This window comes from Lacrimispora amygdalina (assembly GCF_003432035.1).
Lineage (GTDB): Bacteria > Bacillota > Clostridia > Lachnospirales > Lachnospiraceae > Lacrimispora > Lacrimispora amygdalina.
In genome coordinates this window covers 1-23,691 of the sequence record NZ_QOHO01000102.1, presented here as the reverse complement: position 1 = coordinate 23,691, position 23,691 = coordinate 1, and the positions used below count along the sequence as shown (strand labels likewise).

Annotated in this window: 13 protein-coding genes and 1 pseudogene; all 14 read right to left on the bottom strand. The window is 46.6% G+C overall.

Features of this window, described 5'->3' with window-relative positions:
- Nucleotides 1–40 precede the first annotated feature (40 nt).
- Nucleotides 41–8,929 carry a helicase-like domain-containing protein gene (locus tag DS742_RS25095; RefSeq protein WP_437126218.1) on the bottom strand — a complete coding sequence of 2,963 codons (8,889 nt, stop codon included), beginning with the start codon at nt 8,927–8,929 and terminating at the stop codon, nt 41–43.
- Between the two features lie 72 nt (nt 8,930–9,001).
- Complete coding sequence (locus DS742_RS25075) at nt 9,002–10,153, bottom strand: DUF5688 family protein (RefSeq protein ID WP_117419664.1); 1,152 nt, start codon at nt 10,151–10,153, stop codon at nt 9,002–9,004.
- Nucleotides 10,150–10,305, bottom strand: a complete 156-nt coding sequence (locus tag DS742_RS29070; protein WP_170313585.1) for a hypothetical protein — start codon at nt 10,303–10,305, stop codon at nt 10,150–10,152. The genes DS742_RS25075 and DS742_RS29070 overlap by 4 nt, the downstream gene beginning before the upstream one ends.
- Nucleotides 10,295–10,858 carry a hypothetical protein gene (locus DS742_RS25070; protein WP_117419663.1) on the bottom strand — a complete coding sequence of 188 codons (564 nt, stop codon included), beginning with the start codon at nt 10,856–10,858 and terminating at the stop codon, nt 10,295–10,297. Before DS742_RS25070 ends, DS742_RS29070 begins: the two co-directional genes overlap by 11 nt.
- Nucleotides 10,859–10,863: 5 nt before the next feature.
- Nucleotides 10,864–12,969 carry a DNA topoisomerase 3 gene (locus DS742_RS25065; RefSeq protein WP_117419662.1) on the bottom strand — a complete coding sequence of 702 codons (2,106 nt, stop codon included), beginning with the start codon at nt 12,967–12,969 and terminating at the stop codon, nt 10,864–10,866.
- A gap of 10 nt (nt 12,970–12,979) precedes the next feature.
- Nucleotides 12,980–13,468 (bottom strand): hypothetical protein, encoded by a 489-nt coding sequence (locus tag DS742_RS25060; protein WP_117419661.1) that lies wholly within the window; start codon nt 13,466–13,468, stop codon nt 12,980–12,982.
- Between the two features lie 60 nt (nt 13,469–13,528).
- On the bottom strand, nt 13,529–15,418 hold the full coding sequence (locus DS742_RS25055) for a CD1107 family mobile element protein (protein ID WP_117419660.1): 1,890 nt from the start codon (nt 15,416–15,418) through the stop codon (nt 13,529–13,531).
- Entirely contained in the window at nt 15,396–15,707 is a 312-nt protein-coding gene (locus tag DS742_RS25050; protein WP_034468466.1) for a hypothetical protein, read from the bottom strand. The genes DS742_RS25055 and DS742_RS25050 overlap by 23 nt, the downstream gene beginning before the upstream one ends.
- 15 nt (nt 15,708–15,722) lie before the next feature.
- Nucleotides 15,723–18,200 (bottom strand): CD1108 family mobile element protein, encoded by a 2,478-nt coding sequence (locus tag DS742_RS25045; RefSeq protein ID WP_170313584.1) that lies wholly within the window; start codon nt 18,198–18,200, stop codon nt 15,723–15,725.
- Complete coding sequence (locus DS742_RS25040; protein WP_341457703.1) at nt 18,181–20,769, bottom strand: VirB4-like conjugal transfer ATPase, CD1110 family; 2,589 nt, start codon at nt 20,767–20,769, stop codon at nt 18,181–18,183. Before DS742_RS25040 ends, DS742_RS25045 begins: the two co-directional genes overlap by 20 nt.
- Complete coding sequence (locus tag DS742_RS25035; RefSeq protein ID WP_092871267.1) at nt 20,696–21,124, bottom strand: PrgI family protein; 429 nt, start codon at nt 21,122–21,124, stop codon at nt 20,696–20,698. Before DS742_RS25035 ends, DS742_RS25040 begins: the two co-directional genes overlap by 74 nt.
- Before the next feature lie 19 nt (nt 21,125–21,143).
- Complete coding sequence (locus DS742_RS25030; protein ID WP_026667050.1) at nt 21,144–22,016, bottom strand: VirB6/TrbL-like conjugal transfer protein, CD1112 family; 873 nt, start codon at nt 22,014–22,016, stop codon at nt 21,144–21,146.
- Between the two features lie 17 nt (nt 22,017–22,033).
- On the bottom strand, nt 22,034–22,249 hold the full coding sequence (locus DS742_RS25025; RefSeq protein WP_117419658.1) for a Maff2 family mobile element protein: 216 nt from the start codon (nt 22,247–22,249) through the stop codon (nt 22,034–22,036).
- A gap of 331 nt (nt 22,250–22,580) precedes the next feature.
- Nucleotides 22,581–23,669: pseudogene (locus tag DS742_RS25020) on the bottom strand (VirD4-like conjugal transfer protein, CD1115 family); the annotation flags it as partial.
- Nucleotides 23,670–23,691 lie beyond the last annotated feature (22 nt).

Below are 23,691 nucleotides of genomic sequence, written 5' to 3'. Positions count from 1 at the left end.
TCCAAAAGGCTCCGGAGATAATCCCCGAAGCCTTTTAATCTTATGCTATAACCTCTTCTTTTTTCTTTGCTACTGCAGGTGCTTTCTGATCCATGGCAGCTACAACCGCCTTCTTCTCATTAAGCCTTGCGATAAGGGACGGTCTTTCCTCTTTTGTCTCCGGTTTTGTTGCAGGGTTCCCCATATCCTCTGTTTCTGATATATCAGCCTCCTCAGCTTTTTCGCTTATTTCAGCCTTATCCTCCGATATGTGACCTGCCTCTTTGGTAGCCTCCTGTGCCGGCACTACCGTCTCGGTCTGCTCTGCTGTTTCTTTCTCCGGCTTTGGCGCATCTTCATCAAGATCAACCGCATCCTCACCCTTCTCATCCATATCAAGCAAACTGTTAAGCTCTGCAAGCCTTGTCAGCTTATCGTTAAGCTCCTGCTCCTGTGGGAATGTCTTTTCTACCTCAATCTTTGCGGTTTCAAGCTGCTGTTCCACATTGGCGAGCTTTGCAATCGCATCCTCAAGCTGTTTTGTCATGGATTCCATGGCATTTCCGATACGGGTAATGTTACCGGACGGATCAGAGCCAATCTCCACTTCATGGCTGAGTTTTCCCTTCATGTTCAGCGTAAACTTTCTGAAAAATGAATCAAAGGTTACATTCATCTTCATGCCCAAATACTCACCGATTGGCACAGCCACATTGGCCTGCTTCATTTCCTTGCAGATTCCAATAATCGCTGTCCCGGCTTCCTTCCTGTCATCATAGGTCTTTCCGGCTACCGTCATGATAAAAATATCCTTATCCGCAGGCTTGTTGGCATTGTAAGTGGCAATATCTGCCTTCATTCCAGCGATACGCTCCTTCAATGCCGATATCTGCTGAGGATAGTTCTTTGCGATATTGTCCTCCAGTCGGTATTTCTGACTGGTATGGTTCGCTTTCATCAGCTTCAGCTTCGATACCTGGATATCCAAGTCCATCTTTTCCTTAATGTACGGATTGCCCGTAGCAAGTGCCTTGACCTCTGCATAAGTAAGAGCTGCCTCGTCGATATCCTCACAGCTTCTGACCGGAGATTTACTGGTCATGATCTGCCCGATGAACTTCTGCTTATTCTCGATAAGCTGCCACGAGTACGCATCAAACGTACCCTCGGTAACGTAACGGAAGATCTTCACCTTCGGATTGGTATTGCCCTGTCGTAAGATTCGACCTTCCTGCTGTTCAATGTCAGACGGTCTCCACGGCACATCCAAGTGATGAAGTGCTATCAGCCTGTCCTGCACATTCGTACCGGCTCCCATCTTCTGCGTTGATCCCAATAAAAAACGGACCTGTCCGCTTCTTACTTTGCCAAACAGCTCCGCTTTCCTCGTTTCGGTATTTGCATCATGGATAAAGGCTATCTCTTCCGGTGGTACTCCTTTTGCTATCAGCTTGTCCCTGATATCCTCATATACATTGAAGGTTCCGTCTCCTTTAGGTGTACTCAAATCGCAAAAAATGAGCTGGGCCGACCGCTTATCTTTTGTCTCCTCCCATATCTCAAATGCTTTCTCCACACATACACTGGACTTGCTGTTAGGATCATCCGGCAGCATATCGTTCATAAGACGCTGATCAAGCGCCAGCTTACGCCCATCGTTTGTAATCTTAAGCATATTATCGACGGATGAATCCACCATGCGGTTACGCACCCGCTCTGCCCTGTCTGCCAGAGATGCCACCATTTCCTTCTGTGCCTCTGACGGCTTTAATGTCACATTCTCATACTCCGCCTCCGGCACAGGAAGTTTTAACATATCCGGTGTCTGTATATCTGCACTCTCCTTAAAGAGTGCGATCAGCTCCGGCAGGTTAAAGAACTTTGCAAACCTTGTCTTTGCCCTGTATCCGGTTCCTTCCGGTGCAAGCTCTATCGCAGTCTGTGTATCACCGAAATTAGCCGCCCATGCATCAAACTGTCCCAGTCCCAGCTTCTGAAGCGTACCATACTGAAGGTATCTCATATTGGTATAAAGCTCCGTCATGCTGTTGCTGATCGGCGTTCCGGTTGCAAAGGTCACGCCCTTACCTCCTGTCAGTTCATCGAGGTACTGGCATTTGTTGAACATATCCTGTGACTTTTGTGCCTCTGTCTGTGCGATACCTGCCACATTCCGCATTTTCGTATATAGGAAAAGATTTTTATAGCTGTGGCTCTCATCCACAAACAGCCTGTCTACGCCTAATTGCTCAAAGGTTACGACATTATCCTTACGGCTCTGATCATTTAATTTATCAAGCCTTGTCATGAGCTGCTTCTTGGATTTCTCCATCTGTTTGATGGTATATCGCTCGCCCCTGTCAGCCTTTGCCTGTGCTATGGCTTCCGTGATCTCATCTATCTGCCGCTCCAGTATTGCCACCTGTCTTTCCTGTGACAGAGGGATCTTTTCAAACTGCGTATGACCGATGATCACAGCATCATAATCGCCTGTTGCTATACGGGAGCAGAACTTCTTACGGTTAGCAGGCTCAAAGTCCTTCTTCGTTGCCGCAAGTATATTTGCTCCGGGATACAGACGCAGGAAATCACTCGCCCACTGCTCTGTCAAATGGTTCGGTACTACAAACAATGACTTCTGTGCAAGCCCAAGCCTTTTAAGCTCCATAGCCGCCGCAGTCATTTCAAAGGTCTTGCCCGCACCTACGCAATGAGCAAGAAGTGTGTTATCTCCATACAGCACATGGGCTACCGCATTTTTCTGATGAGGTTTCAGCTCTATATCCGGTGTCATACCCGGGAACTGCAAATGCGAACCGTCATATTCCCTTGGTCTTGTGGAATTGAAACGCTCATTATAAACCTTTACAAGATCAGCTCTCCGCTCCGGATCCTTAAAAATCCAATCCTTAAAAGCTTCACGGATTGCCTCCTGCTTCTGTGCGGCAAGGGTAGTCTCCTTTTTATTCAGCACCCTCTTTTCTTTGCCGTCCTCCACAATAGTATCATAGATACGCACATCCTTAAGATTCAGGCTATCCTCCAGTATCTTATAGGCATTCGCCCTTCCTGTACCGAAGGTCATGTTGACAAGGGTATTGCCATAGTCGGCATTTTTGCCCTTTACATTCCAAAGTCCTGTCACATCCGAATACTGGATGCCCATGACATTCCGGTTAAAAAGATATCCCGGCGTCTGGAAGGTCTCACGCATGAAGTCCTCGATATACTTCGGGTCTATCCATGTTGCCCCCAAGCGTACTTCAATATCTGAAGCTTCAAGGTCTTTCGGCATCACCTGTTCAAGATGCGCCACATTTACCTGATATTCTGGGTGATTCTCCGCATAGTTCTTTGCTATAGACAGCTTCTCACGGACATTACCGGACAGATACTCATCCGCAGTCTCCCACTGGTCTGTCAAAGGATTCTGAAAGATTACTCCTGCAAGTTCCTCAGTTATGGCTTCTTTTTCCTTTCCCGTAAGCTCTGCCATATAGGCAAGGTCTACCTTGGCTTTTTCAGCCAGGGAGACCGCCAGTGCCTCGCTTGCGGTATCAACACTTGTCACTACCTCTGCGTGCTTGATGGTACGCTTCGTGAACATATCTGCTTTACCGAGGAACTTGCCTTCATCGTCCAGCTTCTCCAAAGAACAGAGCAGACAGTATGAAGAGTCCTGATTAAAGGCTCTCTTGTTAGTCTGGGAACTGATAAGCCCGTATTTATCAGAGAACTTATCATATAATCCGTTCAGTTCTGCCTGTTTGTCCGTAATGGCTGCATCGGGATAATCCTCCATCTGCATCTGAATCAGTTCCTGCGTGCAGTCACGGATAGCGATCATGCCCTTGATACGGTCTTCCATGGTATCTGACACATCGGCAGGCTTCATGACAGAATTCTCACGATAATACACATGATCATCCACCATACAGAAGCTGTAATTCTTCACATTCGGATCCGCCGGTATTACTTCAAGGTCAGACTTTCCAAGTTCGTCCGCTGAAAGCTCCACCGCTTCATATTCCGCATGAATATTGCTGATTGCCTCACGTAGCTGCTCTTCAAAAGGTCTGCTATCATCCGGAACACAGGTACTCTCCATACCAAAAGGCCCGGATACCATTTCCATCTTTCCTACGATCATCTCCGGATGGTCGGCAAAATACTGGTTCATGGCAATACCGTTTGCATCCATAGACAGATGCACCCAATCCGGCTCGATATCCATAAGCCTGTCTCTTTTCTGGAAAAAAAGAATGTCGGACGTTACTTCTGTACCGGCATTCTCCTTAAAAGCTGTATTGGGTAATCTCACCGCACCGAGCAGCTCTGCCCTTTGTGCTAGGTATTTTCTCACCTGCGGGCTTTGCTTATCCATGGTTCCCTTGCTTGTAACAAATGCCACGATGCCGCCCGGTCTTACCTTATCCAGTGTCTTTGCAAAGAAATAATCATGGATCTGAAAATTCAGCTTATCATAGGGCTTGTCGCTTACCTTATAATTTCCGAACGGCACATTTCCAACCGCCACATCAAAGAAATCATTCTGAAAATCGGTCTTTTCATATCCGCTGATACGCACATCTGCCTGCGGATAGAGCTGCTTTGCGATGCGGCCTGTCAGATCATCAAGCTCAACTCCATATAACTTGCTGTCCTTCATCTCCTCCGGCAGCATACCAAAGAAGTTTCCTACACCCATGGCAGGCTCAAGGATATTTCCCTTTTCAAAGCCCATCTGTCCCAGTGCTTCATAAATATTTCTTATGATCACGGGGCTTGTGAAATGTGCATTAAGGGTACTCTCCCTTGCGGAATTGTACTCCTCCGGTGTCAGCACACTCTTTAATTCCTGATATTCTGCAGACCAGTTGCTCTTACTTTCATCAAAGGCATCCGCAAGTCCGCCCCAGCCGACATACTGTGATAAAATCTGCTGTTCCTCCGGCGTTGCTGTCCTGTGTTCGTCCTCAATCTGCTTCAAGGTTGTAATCGCCCTGATATTGCCACTGAACTTTTCCTTTGCGCTGCCTTTTCCCAGGTCATCATCTGTAATATGGAAATTCTTCGCTTCAACCTTTGCCGTCTCAGACAGTTCCGCTTCCCTTGCGTTATAGGACTCCCAGAACCTTCCGACAAGTCTCCTTGGAAAGCTTTCGTCATCCATAAACTCATACTGGATGTTCTTAACTGCATCAAGGCTATCAGCCTTTTCAATCTTCTTCTCATACTGCCCCACCCTGACTTCATCTGACAGTATCTCTTCCAGCTTGCGAAGCTCCGGTTCGGAAAGCCTGTCATAAATATCGTTATTGTCCGTGTGGATAGAAAAGCTCTCCTCATCACCGTCATGCCTTGTGACCTCATAACGGATCTTCTGACGCTCTCCACGGATATCGGCTTCAAGCTCATACTCCGCTGTATGCCCGAAATTGCTGTACTCCGCTCCGATATAAGAAATATTCTGTATATCCTCTGCGGTAAGCTCCATGTTATGGAACTTCTCCCAGTCCTCTTCCGATACATAGGTAAGCTCGTCAAAATCAAGGTACTTAAGCTCATTTTCTATAAGGTCGGTAAGGGTATCATATTCATTCTGAGAAATGATCTGGCCGTCAATCGCAAGACGGATGCTGTTATGCTCAAGGTCTACAGAAGCCTGTATCGGGTACTCTTTTCCATCTGCTTCATCCGTAAGGTCGGTATAAGCTATCTCCACATTGGAAAGGTCAGAGAAATCCGCATCATGGTCATACTCCCTGTAGCAGAACTCATTGATAAGTTCCTTTGCCTGCTCCTGCTCAGGTGTAAGGACTGCTTCTTTATCACGCAAAAACTCCGGCACTTCCGAAAATCCAAATGAATCCACGAAATATGCCTTGTCCTCACCATTCTGATGCAGCACCACCACATCCGATACGGACATGGATCGTCCCTTGTAATCTACGGGATGGTCTATGTTGAACTTCTCATAAAGATCATCGAGGGTAGTTCCTTCCTCCAGTTCTCCGGTATAGACAGCTTCGTAATTTGCCGCATCAACAGACAGTCCTCTGTTCTGCAGATGCTCGAGATTTTCAAAGATGATATCCCGCCTGTCCTCAGCTTCATCTGAAATCTGATAAATTGTATATGTCGGAGACTCCTGCTCTAAATCTCCCCGCATGGTCTCATCAACATACTCCTGCGCCTCTTCAAGAGTCCTGAAGGTCTCCGTAGGAGCAGCAAAAGAATCAGCAACCGGATGAATCCCATACGAGCCATCTTCCTCACGGTCTACCCATACATACTGACCGGAAGGGAGCTTCGTTGCCCACTCCTGGGGATTATCATTTTCATCATCCGCTTCATGGACTATCGACCATCGGCTGTTTTCTCCCCGTCCGACAGGCGGACCGAATTCGGGATTATGATCTGCCTCTTTACTCTCCGGCTCTTCCTGTGCATCCCCGGCTTCAATGGCATCAACAAGTTTTTCCTGCTCATCCGCAAGAGCTTCCTTTTCCTGCTCCTTTTTATACTCCGCATAGGCTTCCTTTGCCTTGGGAGACAGGTACTTATCCTCTGCGATCAGCTCACGGATACGCTTTTCCACCACATTCCAGTTAAGAAGCACTGATGTATAAGGCTCCATGATACTGCCCTTGTCAAGCTGAATGCCCTTTGCATCATGGTCTTCCCAGCTCTTGTCATTTCCAATCAGTGCATCTGACTGACCTCCTGTACCATATTCTTTTTTAAGGAACGCTACATTATCCTTGCTGTCATGCCCCTCCTTAAAATAATCATAGATACGGAAAAGCCCCTGCGATACGCCGCTTCCATGGGTTAGCCTGCTGTCAATCTCATCCTGGGTGATGAAGTTTTCAAGCCTTACATTTACCTCATCTGCAAGAGGAAACTCCCTACGCTCTGCATCGAGGTCGGCAATCTCCGAAAGTAGGAACTCCGGCTCTTTTACATATCTCCACCGAAGTTGAATCTCTCCGCTCTCTATCCTGTCCGCAGCCCTGCCGATTTCCTCTGCAAGCAGCTCCCTTCCCTCATGGGTAGATAAAAGCTCTGCGATATGTGCCTGACTGTCGGGATAATTACTTCCTTGGATAGAAAGAGAATCAGGCATATCATCAATGCCGTCACGGAAGAAGAAATAGATCTGATCAGCCACTCTCGCCCGCTCAGTGCTGTCAACAAGAAAGGCTTCATTTCTTGACATATATGAGCCGTTTTCCACCATCTGACGGGTGAACTCTTCCACAAGGCTCCAGCTATAGGTAGTGGCAAAGTCCACCTGAGCAGAGTTCCCCGGTGCGATGCTCATTCCGTTTTCGTTATACCAGACAGATACCCTCTGCCCGTCAAATTCAAAACCCTTACCTGTCGTTCCGATCTCGTTCTTAATGAAATCAGTCATTTCCGCAGCATCTTTTCCTGCCTGGTACTTTGCATAGATACGCTTACGGTTATTCTCTTTACCGCCACCGGATCTTATCACATCAAGAAGCTGGTCATCTTTTAACATAAAAACAGCGGGAGCCTTCGTTTTCACGCTTGCTTCCGCTGCTGCTATCGTTCCCACCTGCTCCGCAAATGAGGGGAACAGGTCAAACATATTCAGTTGTTCGGGTTCTGCATCCGGAGGGTTTAGCTGTAGATCAGCTCCGATAAAACTATCTCCTCCGCCGATGCCCGGATGTTGTTCATCAGACCCACCCACTTCATCTGGTCTGATGCTTTCAGGGCTTCGTTCACTCCCTGTGACTTCGCCATCTGATCGGTCAGAAGATCCATCCTCTCCTCTGCCTGTTTCTGAATCATCAGGCAGTGCTCCTTCAGATTCCCCTCTAACATCATCCCGCTGTAGGTTCCTCTCCTGTGTTCCTTTAAGAAGTTCCTCCGCATCAGTCCGTACTTGGTTAAGGGTTCCTCCGGCTCGCTGTTCGCGATCAGGTTCGGGATCAGATAATCCCCGCTCTGCATGTAAGTCAGTTCCATGGTCATTTCCTCCTTGTTCTGAAATATTAGCGCTTTCGCCTTTTTCATAATCATCGGTGGAAATATCACCTTGCCGCTCGCTTTCACGCTTTAAAGCATTATATTCATTCCTAGCCTCATTTGCAAGCGTATTTTCGCTTTTTTCTACGGCTTGTGATATATTCTCCGTTTGTCTTTCTACTTCGCCATATCGGGCGATATGACGCTCCTGTACCGTTACCGCTCTTCCGATTTCCATAAGCACCGGCTCTGTCATTTCCGATACCGCATTTCCCAGTACTGACAGTGTTTTTACATCGCTGAACTCATGCAGATACCGGAAATCAAAATCATAATCTTCCGTATCAACACCGCACCTTGTAAGAAGAGTGTATGCGATTGAATCTCTCATGGTATCCTGCAATCTCATTTCAAGATTCAGCTCATCGTATCCATACAGAAAGCTTCCATCCACCCTGTCCTGCAGATCAGGCATTACATCCCTGTAATAATCATCCGCAATACGGTGTGCCAGCTCCACAAGTCTGTCTCCGAAAGGTCTGCTTTCATCAGTTTTTCCATATATATTTTCAAGTCTGTTGAGAACCGTCTGTTCATTCCGTTCTCTGACCTGCCATATGTACGGGAGCCTTCCAACATTCCATCCGGGATGCACATTTGACACATCAAATACATATCTGAGCCTTGGTCTGCCGCTGCTCTCATCCAAAAGAGCGATACCCTTGGAACCACGGTTGACCCAGCAGTTCATCTTCTGATTCCATGTTTCAAGCTCTGCACACGCTGTGGCATCTGGTCTCTGGGCATAGATAAGCAGCTGATCCATGAAAGGATACCGGTATAATCTACCGGCAGTGGTAAGAAATCCCTTCCACTTTTCTGTATCTGCTGATAAATCCTGTGCCGTAGCCTGTGCAAGCCATTTGATCTCATCATATTTTCTTGCCATAGCCTGTTTCTCCTTATAAAGATTATGGGAGAAGGGCATCACTGCCCCTCTCCCGTTCCAAAGCAAAAATACTTATGCCAAAGCCTGTGCGCCTCTGTCCTTATTCATCTGACGAGGCTCTCTGTTCGCTTCATTCTTGGCAACAACATCTTTCTTCTGAGCAAGTCTCTCCTTAAGGGAAGGACGCTCCTGCTTCTTCTCTTCCTTTGCTTCAGCCTTTGTAACTGTCGCTTCTTTTGAAGCCTCTGCTTCTTTTGCTGCAGCCCTCTCCTCTGCCTTGTCAGCACGGAAAAGCTCATGTTCCTTTGCGTCATAGGCATATACGTGATCGGAAAGCCTTTCCTCCGGTGCTACCTGTGTGGCATTCACATCCTGAACCATGCTCTCAAGAGTCTTAAGATCCATCTGGTCATTCTTAGGTACGATCAGCACCTCATGCACACTCGAAGGTAAAATGAAGTAGTCCTGACCCAGCTTCTCGGTGATATCATCCATGACCTTATCGTTAAGGAGAACTGCCGCACCGTTAAGCTTATCCTCATTGGAAAGTACATACATCATCTCATCAGGTGTAGGCGGGATCATACCGGCGATGGCCTCCCTTGCCTCTTCCTCGGACATTCCGCTTCGCATCATATCGGGAAGCATCATATCCACCATGGTCTCCGTCATGCTCTTGAAAGTTGCCGGTGTAAGGGTGTCCATGTTATCAAGGGCGAGCTTATGAAGCTGCTCTACATCCACCCCGTAGCTCTCCATGAGCCTGTTGGTGATAGGTGCGCTCATTGTGCCGCTCTCTTCTTTACCAATAGCGATATGATATGTGACAGCCAGATCATCCACCATTGTATGAGGCTTATCTGCAAGATACTCCGCATTCTGCTCTGCATTGATAAGTCGGCAAGTGATACGGTCCTTCACGCTGTCAAAATCCGTAAGTCTGCTCACATCAAAATCCTGTGACATCTCATGCTGTGTACGGACATCAGCGATTGCAGCCAGGATATCATCCATAGGTCTGCCGTCCTCATGCTGCTCATAAAACTGGTTAAGGTAAATGTTGGGAGCGATATTGCTGTCCTCAAGCTTTACCATAAGACCATCCAGTTTCTGATCATTGTTCTTCACAACTGTCTGAATGGAAACATCCGCATCTGCGTACTTCTCAGGCAGAAACTCCTTGATACGGTCTGCCACTTCCTGCTTAAATTCTTCGTAATTCATGCTTTTGCTCCTCCCTTCATTGCTACTTCATTCTGCATCTGAGCCTTACGCTCCAGCTTCTTCATGCCCTGCATATAGGCTGTGAAGCGTGCCTTGCCACTTGTCTTCGGCTTTTCTGCAACCTCTGTTGCAATCACATTGTTATTCTGCATCGTTTTCGTCCTCCTTCTTCTTTGTATAATCTTCAAGAAAATCCCAGAAATCCTCCGGGGTGTTCTCGCTTACCATATCTGAAATATCTTCAACGCATCCGTCCAAAAGATCATTGTTATCCTTTCCTGCCATGCAAATAGCTCTGATCTGCTCCAGCTTTTCTGCATTGGAGATATTTCTTCTGCGGCAAAGTCTTTCAATATCCTCAAATTTCACATTCATAAGGTATCCGACATTCCTGATTCCTTCGAGGATATTCTTGATAAAAGCAACCTCTTCTTTTTCCAGAATGCTAATATCAGCATATTTACCGGGATAGTAATCATCATCAGATGCTCCAAAATCATGATCATCCTTGCTGATAAGCTCCTCTTCCTCTTCGGGTGTAAGATGATATTCTTCATCGAAATCATCCGGCTCTTCATCAAAGTAGTCATCATCACAGACATACTTCCTTTTACTGTCCCTGTACTTCTTTACGGCTAAGGCCGCAGCAGAGACCGAAGCCCCTGCCACCGCAATGCCCAGTAATACTTTTACTGCTTTCTTCATGTTGCTCACTCTCCCTTCTTCTTACGCTCCGGAAACTCAAAAGCAAACTTGAACTGGAAACCGCTCCTCTCTTCGCCATCCTTATTGGTGTAGTCGTATGCTTCTACACCTTCAGGCTTAAGAAAAGCATCGTAGCTCTTGCCCTTCTTGCTCTTAAGACCTTTCATAAAGATCTTTTCTCCTGCAAGAAGCTTCTTGATCTGCTCCTCGTCAAGCTTTCTTCCCATGGCATAGCCAAGGCTCATGCCGCACTTCTCGGTGCAGTATGCTCCATACTTGCCGACAACAACATCTCCGCCACACTTAGGGCATTTTCCGATTGCTTCTTCTGAACCAAACATCTTCTTTTCCTCCTCACTTACGCTACTGTATGTTTTTATCAAATCAGTTACCATGTCCTTAATGCCCTTCATAAAGGCATCCGCACTCATCTCACCCTTGGAGACAAGGACAAGTGCGTTTTCCCAGTCCGCCGTCATCTGCGGAGATTTCACCGCATCAGGCAGGATGGTTATGAGCTTGATCCCATCATCCGTGGGAACCAGCTTTTTCTTATCTCTTTTGACAAAACCGTCTTTTACCAGCTTCTCGATGATATCCGCTCTGGTGGCAGGTGTACCAAGCCCCTTACGCTCCACATCATCATCCATTTCCGAAGCTCCGGCAGTTTCCATATACTTAAGGAGTGTGTCTTCAGTAAAAGCTTTTGGTGGCTGCGTGAAGCCCTCTACGACTCTTGGATTCACATCCCTAAAACTCTGTCCCTCATGCACTACTGGCAAAGACTTTTCCTCATCCTCAGCATCGGGTTTTACCTTAAAGCGGTTTCTGAGCAACTTTTCATACTTCTTGAAGCCTTCGGATATGACCGTCTTTCCGCTTGCATGGAACTTAAAACCATCGCAGTCAAGCTCCACCTTTACGCTCTTATAAATGTGTCTCCCGGATGTAGCGCAAAGGACACGATATGAAATGAGGGAAAGAATCTTCTTCTCTCCCTCTGCAAGTGCATCCATATCCTGTTTTGCTATTTCCATCGTGGGAATGATGGCGTGGTGGTCTGTGACTTTTTTGCTGTTTAAGACTCTGCCGATATCCGGTGAATAATCCTGCGGCATCTTTAATACGCTCTTAAACACCGCTCCGATCACATCCTCCGCAGTCTGTCCCATATCATCGGATAAAAACTGGCTGTCCGTCCTCGGATAAGTACAAAGACGCTTTTCATAAAGGCTCTGGGTATAATCCAAGGTCTGTTTTGCCGTAAATCCAAAGATACGATTGGCATCCCTCTGCAGGGTGGTAAGGTCATAAAGTCTCGGCTGTGCGATACTTTTTTCCTCTTCCTCCACCTTCGTAATACGCACCGGGTTAAATACGGCACATCCCTCTATGGACATTGCCTCATCTTCGGTCTTGAACTTTTCAGATACCGCTTCCATGCCGTTTACATCTATATGGCAGGTATAAAACGGCTCTTTCTTAAAGGTTCGGATTGCTTCGTCTCTGTCCACAAGCATTGCATGTGTAGGAGTCTGCACCCTTCCGACTTTCAAAAGTCTGTTATAAAGCACCGTGAAAAGCCTTGTACCATTGATACCCACAAGCCAGTCAGCCTGTTGTCTGCATAAAGCACTCTGATACAGGTCGTTGTACATATATCCGGGTTTCAGATTGGCAAAGCCTTCCCTTATGGCACTCTCTTCCATAGATGAAAGCCATAAACGCTTGATAGGTTTATCACAGCCTGCCTGCTCATATACAAGACGGAAGATCAGCTCCCCCTCTCGTCCGGCATCGGTAGCACAGATAACCTCATCCACACCTTTATCGTGCATCAGCTTCTTAAGTACCTTAAACTGGGCTTTCGTATCCTTTTTGATCTCATACTGCCAGTTCCCCGGCATGATCGGGAGCGAATTATATGACCACTTCTTTAAAGCGGGATCATATGCATCCGGCTGTGCCAGCTCAATAAGGTGTCCTACACACCACGAAATGATATATCCGTTTCCTTCGATATAACCGTCCTGCGTGTTCTTTACGCCAAGGGCATCCGCATAAGCTCTAGCCACACTGGGCTTTTCAGTAACCACTAACTTGTACCCCATAGCAGCCTCCTTATAAAGAAGCTTCCTTCGACTTGGTGGCAGTCTTCTGAGGTGCATCATGCTTCTGCTGTGATACTTCCGCCTTTTTCTCGGAAAGTCTCTCTTTTAAGGACTCCCTCGGCTTTTCCTCCTGCTCCTTGCCTCTGGACTTATAGAACTCCACCATGCCTTTCAGATCTCTGTTGGATACTTTGGTCTTTTCGGTCTCCCAAATCTTCTTACCGTCAGCACCTTCTCCGACGCAGTGATCCTTGCGTACTGTGGTATGACCATCGGCAGGTAGCTTCATCCACATACCCTTACCATACTGATCCTCATGCACCGCATTTGACCTTGCCACAAATGTTGCCCAGGGGCTGTGATCATTTTCATCCTTATTGGGAATAAGGATCTGCTTATACTCCTTGCCATCCTTTCCCGTAAAAGGCTCTCCGACACAGCCCTTGCCAAACTTGATGGTGATCTCATCCATCTTCTTTTTTTCTGCTGTCTGTTCCATAAAACTCATTTCTCCTTTCAAAAGATGACGGAGAGGTTATCCTCTCCGCCGTAAATGTGTTTATTCATCTTTTTCTGATACATCTGCTGCGCTCTCCTCTTCCGTATCAGATATTGTTGCATCTTCCATATCCTCCGCCGTAGGAGCAGGTCTGTCTTTCTGTTCTTCTGTAGGTTCAGGATAATCTGCCGCATCATCGGCATTATCAAACCAGGCGTCATTAGGATCCTTTTCCTGCTCATCTGCATCGTCTGCATATACTTCCTCTTCGGCTTCTTCATCCTCATCCTCGACAAAATCGCCGTCCTGCTTTTTCTTAACAACCTTGAAATAATATGCAGCTCCGATCACACCAGCTCCAAAGATTGCCATGATGATGTATCCCAAAAGCGGATTGCTCTTAACAGGCTCTTCCGGCTCCTCTTCGGCAGCCTCCTCCGGTTCAGTCTCCTGTGGTTCCTCCGGTGTCTCAGTAGGAGTCTCAACTTCGTGGGTATCGTCGATATCCGTATTGTTGTTAGGCAATGCGCTCTCCGTCACAGGGATCTGCGATTCAAGAGCCGCTGAGTTCTTAGGCAGAGTCTCCGAATTATCTGTTGTTACATTAAGCAGGTCATTTTCCGTGATCTCTGTCAGGAAGTAAACCATTTCCTCCTGTCCGTCACGATCAATGATCAGATAAAAGACCTTTCCGCTTGCAGCTTCAATGGTATAGAACTCTTTTCCAAGGTTCATATCCTCACCGTTTTCTCCATCTGATAAAGCGGCTTCCTCTGCATCAGCCTTGGCAAACTCGGCTTTCTTCTGTGCCTCGGGAGATGTATTGGTGCTGGTTGTGGTACTTGTAGTGCTTGTCGTATTTCCATTACTGTCAGTCTTGGTATGATCTGTAACCGTTGCTGTCGCACTGGAAGGCTTCGTTGCCTCTGCACTTGCAGGAAGCTGTTCTGCCGGATTGCTATCATCATCAGAATTAGGATCCTTATAGTATGGATTCTTTGTCTTATAAACCTCCGACACATTCCCGGCATTATCCATGGCTGTGATCGTGAAATACTCATAGCCTGCATCAAACTGGGAAAGGCGGATATTCACGGTTCCGTTTGTAACATCCGTAAACTCATACCCATTCACATAAATAACCTTTACACCGGAGTCATTATCGGATGCCTGGATAGTAAGAAGTCCGTCCGATACCGCCGCATTAAGGGTGGGCTTGCTTGTATCAAAGCATTTGATGGAACGGCTTCTCTCATAACTCTTATCATTGGCATCGGTAACAAGCACATACACAGTGCAGTTCTCGGAAATTTCAAGGAACATATCCTCTGTTACATCGTTGTAGCTACCATTCTGTCCAACCTTTGCCCTTACAGACTTTATGGCAAAGTTCCCGGTATCAAGAATATCCTCGACCTTAAAAGTGACCTTTGCAGATGTACCGCTTGAATACCATCCAGAAGGAGTATTGATCGTAATCTTTACGCTCGGCTCCTTATATTCGCAGTCCTTATAATTCTTGCTGCACACGGGGCACTCTTTGTTGTAATCATACTGGCTGCACTTGTGGTCACAGATACACTCAGGTTCCGGCTCAGGTGTAGGTTCAGGAGTCGGTGTGGGATCATCTTCTCCAGTCTCACCATCTCCGGATTCATTTTCAGATGTGCTGTCTCCTGTGTTGGAACCGTCCCCGGCACAGGAATTATCCCCGCCTGTAGGGTTTTCAACTGTTGTATCTGTTCCTTCATCTGTAGAACCACTATCTGAAGCATCATCACTTGATGACGAATCATCTGTAGTTCCTGCTTCATTACCTGTCACGCTCTCTTCGGCATATACCGATACTGCCGTGGAGCTGTTCGCTACGAATGCCCCGACCGGCAGTGCAAATAGCATCACCGATAAGATCAGCGATGCAATAATCCTAACTGATAACTTTCTTTGCATTTTCGTTTGTCTCCTTTTCATTTTCTGCATGAAAGGCCCCGCCTTCATCGGGCGGGGTCTGTTTTGATTCCTTATCCCTTGCAGCTATCATGTCCGCAACCTCTTTTTCAGAAAGGCTGTTAAACAGTGCCAACTGCTCCGGTGTTATATGTTTCTTTCTGATGATCTTCATCGCTTCCGCATCATCCGCTTCCTGTTCGAGTCTTGCCCAGTATTTCTCACGCTCGGTGTAATACTCTTTCTTCTCGGCGGCATGAATGCGGTTTTTCTTGATTGTTTCTCTTTTCATCTTGCCTCCTTATACTTAATGCCCTGGAACTCTCGCAAATGAATAGAAATGCGATTGCAAGTATGGTGTGTTGATGGAAGAGTATTTGATAGGATCTCCTGCGTGTATCATCTGACCATTGCCGGCATAGATACCGACATGGGTTACAGGATTACCGGAATTGTATGTACCCGTGAAAAAGATAATGTCTCCGGCTCTCGCTTCTGATGCACTGATCGGTGTACACTGGTTATAAATACCCTGAGCAGTAGTTCTTGGCATGTTGCAATAACCGCTGTGAGTAAGTACATAACATACAAAGCCCGAACAGTCGAAGCTTGTTGACGGATTGCTGCCTCCCCATACATACGGGTATCCGAGGTAGTTCTCCGCTTCTGCTATAAGTGCAGCTACATCGCCACTGCCACCGATAGGATCTGTCGTGCCATAAATGGATCCGTTACCGTTTTCAAAATAGAAAAGCGGATTATAATACTCTCCATCCGATAAGCACTCCAGATGTAAGTGGCTTCCCGTTACGGCTCCCGTACTTCCGGTCTTACCTATAATCTCTCCATGCCTTACTGTCTGCCCTGCGCTGACATTCATACTTTCAAGATGCGCATACTTCGTAGTAAAGCCTTTTGAATCCGTGATCACGATATAATTCCCATAATCATCGTCATAGGCTGCCGTGGTTACTGTTCCGTCATGCCCGGCATAAACCTCTGTCCCTTCCGGTACTGCGATATCAATACCTCTGTGGAACTGGTTCTCTCCGGTGATAGGATTCTTCCTGTATCCGTAGTAGCTCTTTATCAGGCTGTACCAGTCCGTATCAAGAGGCGTATAGAACTGCTGTAGCGCACCATTGGTCTGCTGATATGCCGCATAAAGCGTACTTGCATCATCATTCCCGGTAAGACGCTCTGCTACGATATCCTCCAAAGGCTTACGGGTAAGCTCCACATCAAGGATCGTAACGGTATATTCCTCTTCCACTTCTTCCTCTTCACCGGTTTCCTCATTCGTAACAGTCACCGTGCGGGTTCGTGTCTCTTCCCTCGGTGTAAGGGTCAGCTCATACATCTCATCAAAAAGCGATTCGATCTCCGCATCACAGTCCGCAGCCACCACATCAACCTTTATGGCTGACAGGTAATTGATCAGCGTAAAAGGGTTATGCCCGATTTCTTCCAGGTTATAGTTGTACTCGTCATAATCGGGATAATCTTCCTCAATGCTGTCTATGGTGTTCTGCAATGCCATTTCCCTTGAAGTCATGGCTTCATCCGATGCATCAAGCTGAGCTGGCTGACTCTGATAGCTTCCTGCCATAGTAGCTGACAAGCCACCGTTAAGTACGGCAGAACAACTTGATATACCTGCGGCTATAAGCATAAAAAAGAGTCCGAACAAGCCTATTGTCGCTATCGCTCCGATATGCTTCCTTGCGAACTCTGCTACTTTTCTAGCCATGTTTGTGGTTGTTGTTGCCGCTTTTTTTGCATATCCGGCAGCCTGCTTTGCCTCAGTCGTTCCTTTCTTAAGTGCCTTGGCATACTCACGCTTGATACGCTGCTTCTGAAGACGTTTCTGTATGGCTTTCTTTTTGACCTCCGGGTTTTCCTCCAAATACTTTTGATATCTGAAGTTCACCTCCGCCTTGAACTGCTTCTTTTCAAGAGCCGCTACCTTATTGCTTCGCTTTGCCTGTACGCCATGCTTTATATTTCTCGCATGAACGATAACGGCTTCACCGGCCTCTTCTGTCCTGTGGGCAGCTTCAACACCGGAGTTATCCTTTTCATCCTCCGATATCTTGTCATGCACCAGTCCCTGCGCTTCCATCATCGCCCTGCGGTTTGCGGCAGTTATGGGATTATCTGACTTCGGCTTTTTTAGTACCTTATTAGTCTGAAGCTCATAGGTTACTTTCCCGGTCTTTTCATCGAAATGCAGCACCAGCTTGTACTCCTTACGCTGTGGTAATTTCTTTCTCGCCTTCTGGGTTTTAGCACCAGCCTTTTCCGCTTTCTTTTCAAGCATCTCAAGCTTATGGCTCTTTGCCGTTTCAGCACCTGTCTCTTCCACAAATCCGGTCTTTCCATGGAAATCTCCATCTGACTGTATGAAGCTATCCTTTACCCTTGCACGGCTCTCATGCTGCCTGTGCTTACGGAGTGCCCTTGTTTCCTCACGCTGAGAAGCATACTCGGTATTTTTATCATCTTCATTCTCATGTTTTTTAAAGAATTCCTGATTGACCTTTCTGCTCTTCTCTTCTGCCTGGGAAACCGTATTTGCAGGCGCAGCATTAAACATCTCCTGTGCTTCGCTTACGACCTTGCTTTTGTGAGCATTGCTCTTTACCTTTCCATCAGCGGATCCCGTAGGACCCGCCCGTGCTTTCTTAAAATCTCCGGCATCGGCTTTCGTATCAAATCCTTCGGGTTTTGCCCCGGTTATGTCCGATACTTCCTTCCTTGCCGTATTATTCTTTTTCTTCGCCATCCACATCATCTCCCTTGTCAGCAGTATGTTCCTCTTCCTCCTGTGGACGAGTGTTCATAATCGCATACGTCTTGGTATCTGTCGGATATCTGTCCGCAAACGGAATGACCACATCATTAAAAAGAATGAGTCCGCACCCGGATTCAGAGTTTGTTACATACTGGAGCTGCTTCTCAGAAAGTCCCAGCTTGTCTGCCAGGATCACCTGATCCTTTGCGTTCTGGTTAAGGAGATATACAAAATCGCTGTTACCAAGGATACCCTCGATCTCCTCCGAACGAAGGAAGTCTCCCACGTTCTGCGTCAGACCCGTGGGAATACCGCCCCACTTTCTGAAACGCTTCCAGATTTCCACTGAATACTGCGCAGTCTGCTTATCTCTTAAAAGTAAGTGGAACTCGTCACAGTAGTAACGGGTAGCCACCCTGCGCTCACGGTTACGGGAAACCCTGTTCCATACCGCATCCTGCACAATCAGCATTCCCAGTTCTTTCAGCTGCTTTCCAAGGTCTCTGATGTCAAAGCAGACAATACGGTTTTGGGAATCCACGTTTGTCCTGTGATTGAAATAGTTCTGAGAACCATGCACATATAAAACAAGGCTGTTGGCAATACGAACCGCCTTCTGCTTTGCATCAATGGCAAGCTCCTCTGATACTGCCTTGTCCGGCTCATACTTAACCAGTGCGTTATATAAGTCCTCCAGTATAGGCATATTCTCCGGTCTCGGGTCCTTGAAATACTCATCATAAATACCCTCGATACAGCGGTCGATGATACCCTTTTCATCATTTGCAAGACCTGTCTCCCCGCCTGCGATAGCATCACAGAGCGTGATCAAAAAGTCTGACTTAAGCTTAAGTGCTTCCCTGTCATTCTTATGTGAAAGCTGTATATCCATAGGGTTAAGATAATCCTTTGAATTGGTTGCCAGTTTCACCACCTCGCCGCCAAGTGCCTTTACAAGCGGGTAATACTCGCCCTCGGGATCACAGATCAAAATGTCATCCCTTGATACAAGAAAGCTCCCAAGGATCTCACGCTTTGCAGAAAATGATTTACCGGAACCGGGCGTACCTAAGATTACGCCGTTCGGTGTACGAAGCTTCTTACGGTCTGCCATGATCATGTTGTTACTTAGGGCATTCAGTCCGTAATACAAAGACTGTCCCGACTGGAACAGCTCCTGCGTATTGAACGGCACAAGGATCGCCAGGTTCTTCGTGATCAGATGCCTGCCTTCCTTCGTTTCATTGATACCGATGGGAGCTGCGGCATTCATCGCCACCTCCTGCTTGTACTGAAGGTCGATAAGCCTACAGTTTGCCTGCTGAATGATACCCGACACCCTCTGTGACACGCTCTCCAGTTCCTTCTTGTTTCTTCCAAAACTTGATATCAGGATCGTTGTCCAGATAAGCTTCTGGTTACTGGTGTTCAGATCATCCAAAAGCTCCATGGTATTTTTCTCATACAGAACAATGTCTGTAGGAAGAATGTCCATGTCATACCCGGCTCTGACTGCTTTTTTCTGCTCGTCGATCTTTGTTTTCTGAACATCCGACAGTGCTCTTTTTAAGAGCTTGATCGCTTCTGTAGGCTCAATGGTTCTCATGTGGATAGATATGGAGATATTGCTGTCTATATCCAAGAGCCTCTTAAGCAACTCGTCATTGAGCTTCGGGGATATGATGTCAAGATACTTCGTAGCTCCAAACATATGCCCCATCTTATATCTTCCGGGGAAACGGAACTCAAAGCCCTGCGGTGCGATATAATCCTTAACCGTATTGCCGGACTCTGCCATTTCCTTAAATGAAAAACGGAAAGGTTCCATCTTATCCTGATTGAAAAACTCATACAGGACTCTTAAGCGTTCCTTTCCGTCGAGACACTTCGCATTGGTACCAAGGTTTTTGAGGTTCTTTATGATATCTGCCTCAAGGCTTATGAACCTCTGCCTTGCTTCCTTGATATTCTCTGCTTCAATGCCGAAAATGATATATTTGCTCTTGATGACTCCATTGTTTCCCTTTGCAGACAGGCTCTTTAACATATCCGAAAACTCTTCACGGATATCGTCGAACTTATCTCCCTGGGGTGAGATCTCAAACTGTGCCGCCAGCGTTTCCTCATTCACATGCCTGTTGAAGAGGAAAATCTGAAAGCTGATGGTCGGATCAAAATAATTTATGAGCTGTGAATACAGCCCCAGTATATCCGCCCTTTCTTCCTCATCCAGAAGCACATAGTTCAGATCATAAAACTCGATCATCTTCGTATAATAATTCTTTCTAACCTTGCAGATGCCATCCTGGTACATCTTGTCAAAGGTAATGGTCTGCTGTGTGGAAATCTGCTTGCCGGACTGACCATTATCTCCGGAGAGCGTTTTTTTAAGCTTTTTCAGCTTTAAGAACTCCGCAAGCGTAAGTCCCGTGAATCTCTCAAACAGCGACTTGCCGCCTTTCTTGCTCTGCACGGCTTTTGCAGGTTTAGTTGTCTTCTTTTGACTTGCCGTCTGCTTTGCCGTAACGCTCTTCTTTCCACTTTTTTTGCTTGCGTTCAAGAGCTTCCACCTCCTTTTCCATAGATTCTCTTTCTCTTAACTGCTCGTAGAGGTTTTCCACCTTGTACCTTCTTATCCCGGGCCGGATGAATTTCATCTCAATGACCTGCTTCAAATACTGCTCCGCAGGCACTCCGTCCTTTTCATACATCGCTATAAAGAAGAACGGGAGCATGACTGCCACCATCATGAGGGCAGCCACGTCCGTCCCGATTACCTTTCTTGTCAGAAGATAAAATGGTACTCCCACCACGGCAGCCGCTCCAAAGCAAATGACCTGACGCTTTGTGAAATTCCCGATGAATTTCGACTTGATCGCCTTCGGGTCCTTTGCCACATCAACTGCGATTGCCATGTTTTTAGTCACCTCCGTTCTACGACGCGTGAAGGATGCTCTTGGCAAGTGATCCGGTCTTAAACAGAGAGAAGCACAGGACAACGGTATAAGCCATTACCTGCCAAAGTGCTGAGTGCAGATTTGAAGCCACTGCCACAGCATTTACGAGGACTGCGTAGATTGCCACGCATACCATAATGAAAAATCCCTGAAAAGCCAGTGCTATGCATCCTTTGATATAGTTGGATCCGATGCTTCCCCACTCCCTGTTCACAAGGGTTGCAAAAGGCATCGGTGCTACCGAAACATAAAGATAGATTTCAATCATGCGCCCGTATAATATGACGGTGATCAAAACGGACATGATCTTCATACAAAAGCTGCAGAACATCGTTTCTATGCCAAGACCTATCAGCTCACCTATCTCCATGGTTGACAGCTGTGACGAAAACATGGACTGAATCGTGGCTCCCACATCAAGCGAAGTGGAGCCAGTGATGGCACTGGCAGCCTCACTTACCATGTGACCGCCCACATCGAAGATCGCCATAACGATATCCGAGGTCTTGCTTAAAAGCATTACTGCTATGCAGGCCTTGAAAAGATATCTGAAGAAAAGGCTCGTATCGAATTCATGCATGTTGTTCTTGTCTATTACCATCGTTATCAGCTCATAACACAGCACATAGGTTATGATGATCCCGGCTATCGGTATGATGACCGTATCTGACAGGTTTTTGATCATATTGAAAATACCTGCGTTCCATGCGCTGGGAGTCTGGCTAACCTCTCCGGCGATAGTGCCTACCTTTGTATTCACATCGGTAAACATTCCTTCGAGGTTAGACATTACCCAACCTTGCAGCATTTCCTTTATGAGTTCGGTAATCTTTTCAACGATAGTGTTCATCTATCGTGATCTTCTCCTTATGAAAAGAGAGAAGTAAGCTGAGGGATCACCGTCTGGGCGATGATTACGATACCTCCGCCCGCCATCAGCTGCTTGATTCCCTGTGATTTAGCACCAGGGTTATCGTTACCATAGCCCTCCAGCAAGTTGATGATTCCCCATACGGCTACACCTGCGCCGATGGCGGTTACGACGGTTTTAAGGGCTGTTACGCTATTAGTAAAAAATGTCATGTCTTTGTTTTCCAAAATCTTAAATCCCAGTTATTATGTTGATTTCCGGAAATGATCTTGGAATTCCTCCTTCCAAAATTTGTTATTTGTTTCAGTTACTCTTGGAAGGCATAAAAATACCCTGCTTCATCTATACTTAATATGTGCGACGTCGCACATATCTGATAAAATGAACACAGGGTCTGGTTATGCCATTCCCGCTTGGGGCAGATGATGATGTTTGCTTGGTAGGCGCTCATCGTCTGCTTCCTTTATGGATGGAATCCGCATCAGGTTTGTCCTAAAGGATCCGTTTAGCTTCATCCTATGAAGTTGTAAGTGTGGCTCCGGCTCAGGTTTGGGATTTCTCCTCCGTTTCGCCTTGTACCTGTTCAATTTTTCCTGTAGCGGCATCATATTCAAATGCCGCATCCATCTTGTCCTCCGGCTTAACCACCGCATGACAGAGGTTCTTGACATATTTTTCAATGTCAAATTCGTTTTTCTTGTCATAATCGGACAGCTTCTTGTACTGCTTATGCTGCGTTATATCGTATTTGTCTGAGAAAAAAGGTCTCACGCCTCTCAGCTGCATGATACATTTCCCACCGTCCATGACTGCTATCTCATCCTGGCTCATGAGTTCTTTTCCGGTCTTCTGGTAATTCAGACCGTAGGACTGGCTCGTACCTCTTGTGTCCGAGGTATTATAAAGGTCAATGGTTTCTTTACCGAGGATCTCTGCCATTTCTTTCAAGGTCGTTTTTTCCTTGCCTCCCAAAAACAGGGTTGTGTCGCAGTTGCCTTCGATGGTATCCGCATTGTCCTTATAAATAGCCTTGAGCTGGGACTTTGACTGTAAAATAATAGAAGCCGATATTTCACGCGATCTGATGGTCGCTATCAGCTTCTCGAACTTGGGGATCTGACCGATATTGGCGAACTCGTCCAATAGACATCTCACATGGATCGGCAGTCTCCCGTTATAAACATTGTCAGCGATCTCGCAGAGCAGGTTGAACAGCTGCGTGTACATGATACTGACAATAAAGTTGAATGTATCATCTGTGTCGGAGATAATTACAAACAGTGCCGTCCTCTCAGTACCCAGCTTATCAAGCTCCAGTTCATCATAACTGGTAAGCTCCCGAAGCTCTGCAATATCAAACGGAGCAAGCCTTGCACCGCATGAAATTAAAATACTTTTCGCTGTCTTGCCGGCGGCCAATTTGTACTTTTTATATTGGCGCACCGCAAAGTGATTCGGCTTCTCTGCTTCAAGCTCATCAAAAAGCAGATCCACAGGGTTTTTGAAGCTTTCATCATCCTCTCTTGCCTCACTGGCATCAATCATGTCGATCAGCATAGAGAAATTCTGTTCCTTTTCCGGAGCCTCATACCAGATAAAGCCGATGTATGCTGTATATAACAGTTTCTCGGCTTATGACAATAGGTAAGACTTT

What these genes read in the sequence shown, in the direction of transcription:
- DS742_RS25095 (WP_437126218.1), bottom strand. Translation starts at nt 8,929, where the DNA reads ATGGCAAGAAAATATGATGAGATCAAATGGCTTGCACAGGCTACGGCA.
- DS742_RS25030 (WP_026667050.1), bottom strand. Translation starts at nt 22,016, where the DNA reads ATGAACACTATCGTTGAAAAGATTACCGAACTCATAAAGGAAATGCTG.
- DS742_RS25035 (WP_092871267.1), bottom strand. Translation starts at nt 21,124, where the DNA reads ATGGCAATCGCAGTTGATGTGGCAAAGGACCCGAAGGCGATCAAGTCG.
- DS742_RS25065 (WP_117419662.1), bottom strand. Translation starts at nt 12,969, where the DNA reads ATGGGGTACAAGTTAGTGGTTACTGAAAAGCCCAGTGTGGCTAGAGCT.
- DS742_RS25050 (WP_034468466.1), bottom strand. Translation starts at nt 15,707, where the DNA reads ATGAAAAGAGAAACAATCAAGAAAAACCGCATTCATGCCGCCGAGAAG.
- DS742_RS25060 (WP_117419661.1), bottom strand. Translation starts at nt 13,468, where the DNA reads ATGGAACAGACAGCAGAAAAAAAGAAGATGGATGAGATCACCATCAAG.
- DS742_RS29070 (WP_170313585.1), bottom strand. Translation starts at nt 10,305, where the DNA reads ATGCAGAATAACAATGTGATTGCAACAGAGGTTGCAGAAAAGCCGAAG.
- DS742_RS25025 (WP_117419658.1), bottom strand. Translation starts at nt 22,249, where the DNA reads ATGACATTTTTTACTAATAGCGTAACAGCCCTTAAAACCGTCGTAACC.
- DS742_RS25070 (WP_117419663.1), bottom strand. Translation starts at nt 10,858, where the DNA reads ATGAAGAAAGCAGTAAAAGTATTACTGGGCATTGCGGTGGCAGGGGCT.
- DS742_RS25055 (WP_117419660.1), bottom strand. Translation starts at nt 15,418, where the DNA reads ATGCAAAGAAAGTTATCAGTTAGGATTATTGCATCGCTGATCTTATCG.
- DS742_RS25045 (WP_170313584.1), bottom strand. Translation starts at nt 18,200, where the DNA reads ATGGCGAAGAAAAAGAATAATACGGCAAGGAAGGAAGTATCGGACATA.
- DS742_RS25075 (WP_117419664.1), bottom strand. Translation starts at nt 10,153, where the DNA reads ATGAATTACGAAGAATTTAAGCAGGAAGTGGCAGACCGTATCAAGGAG.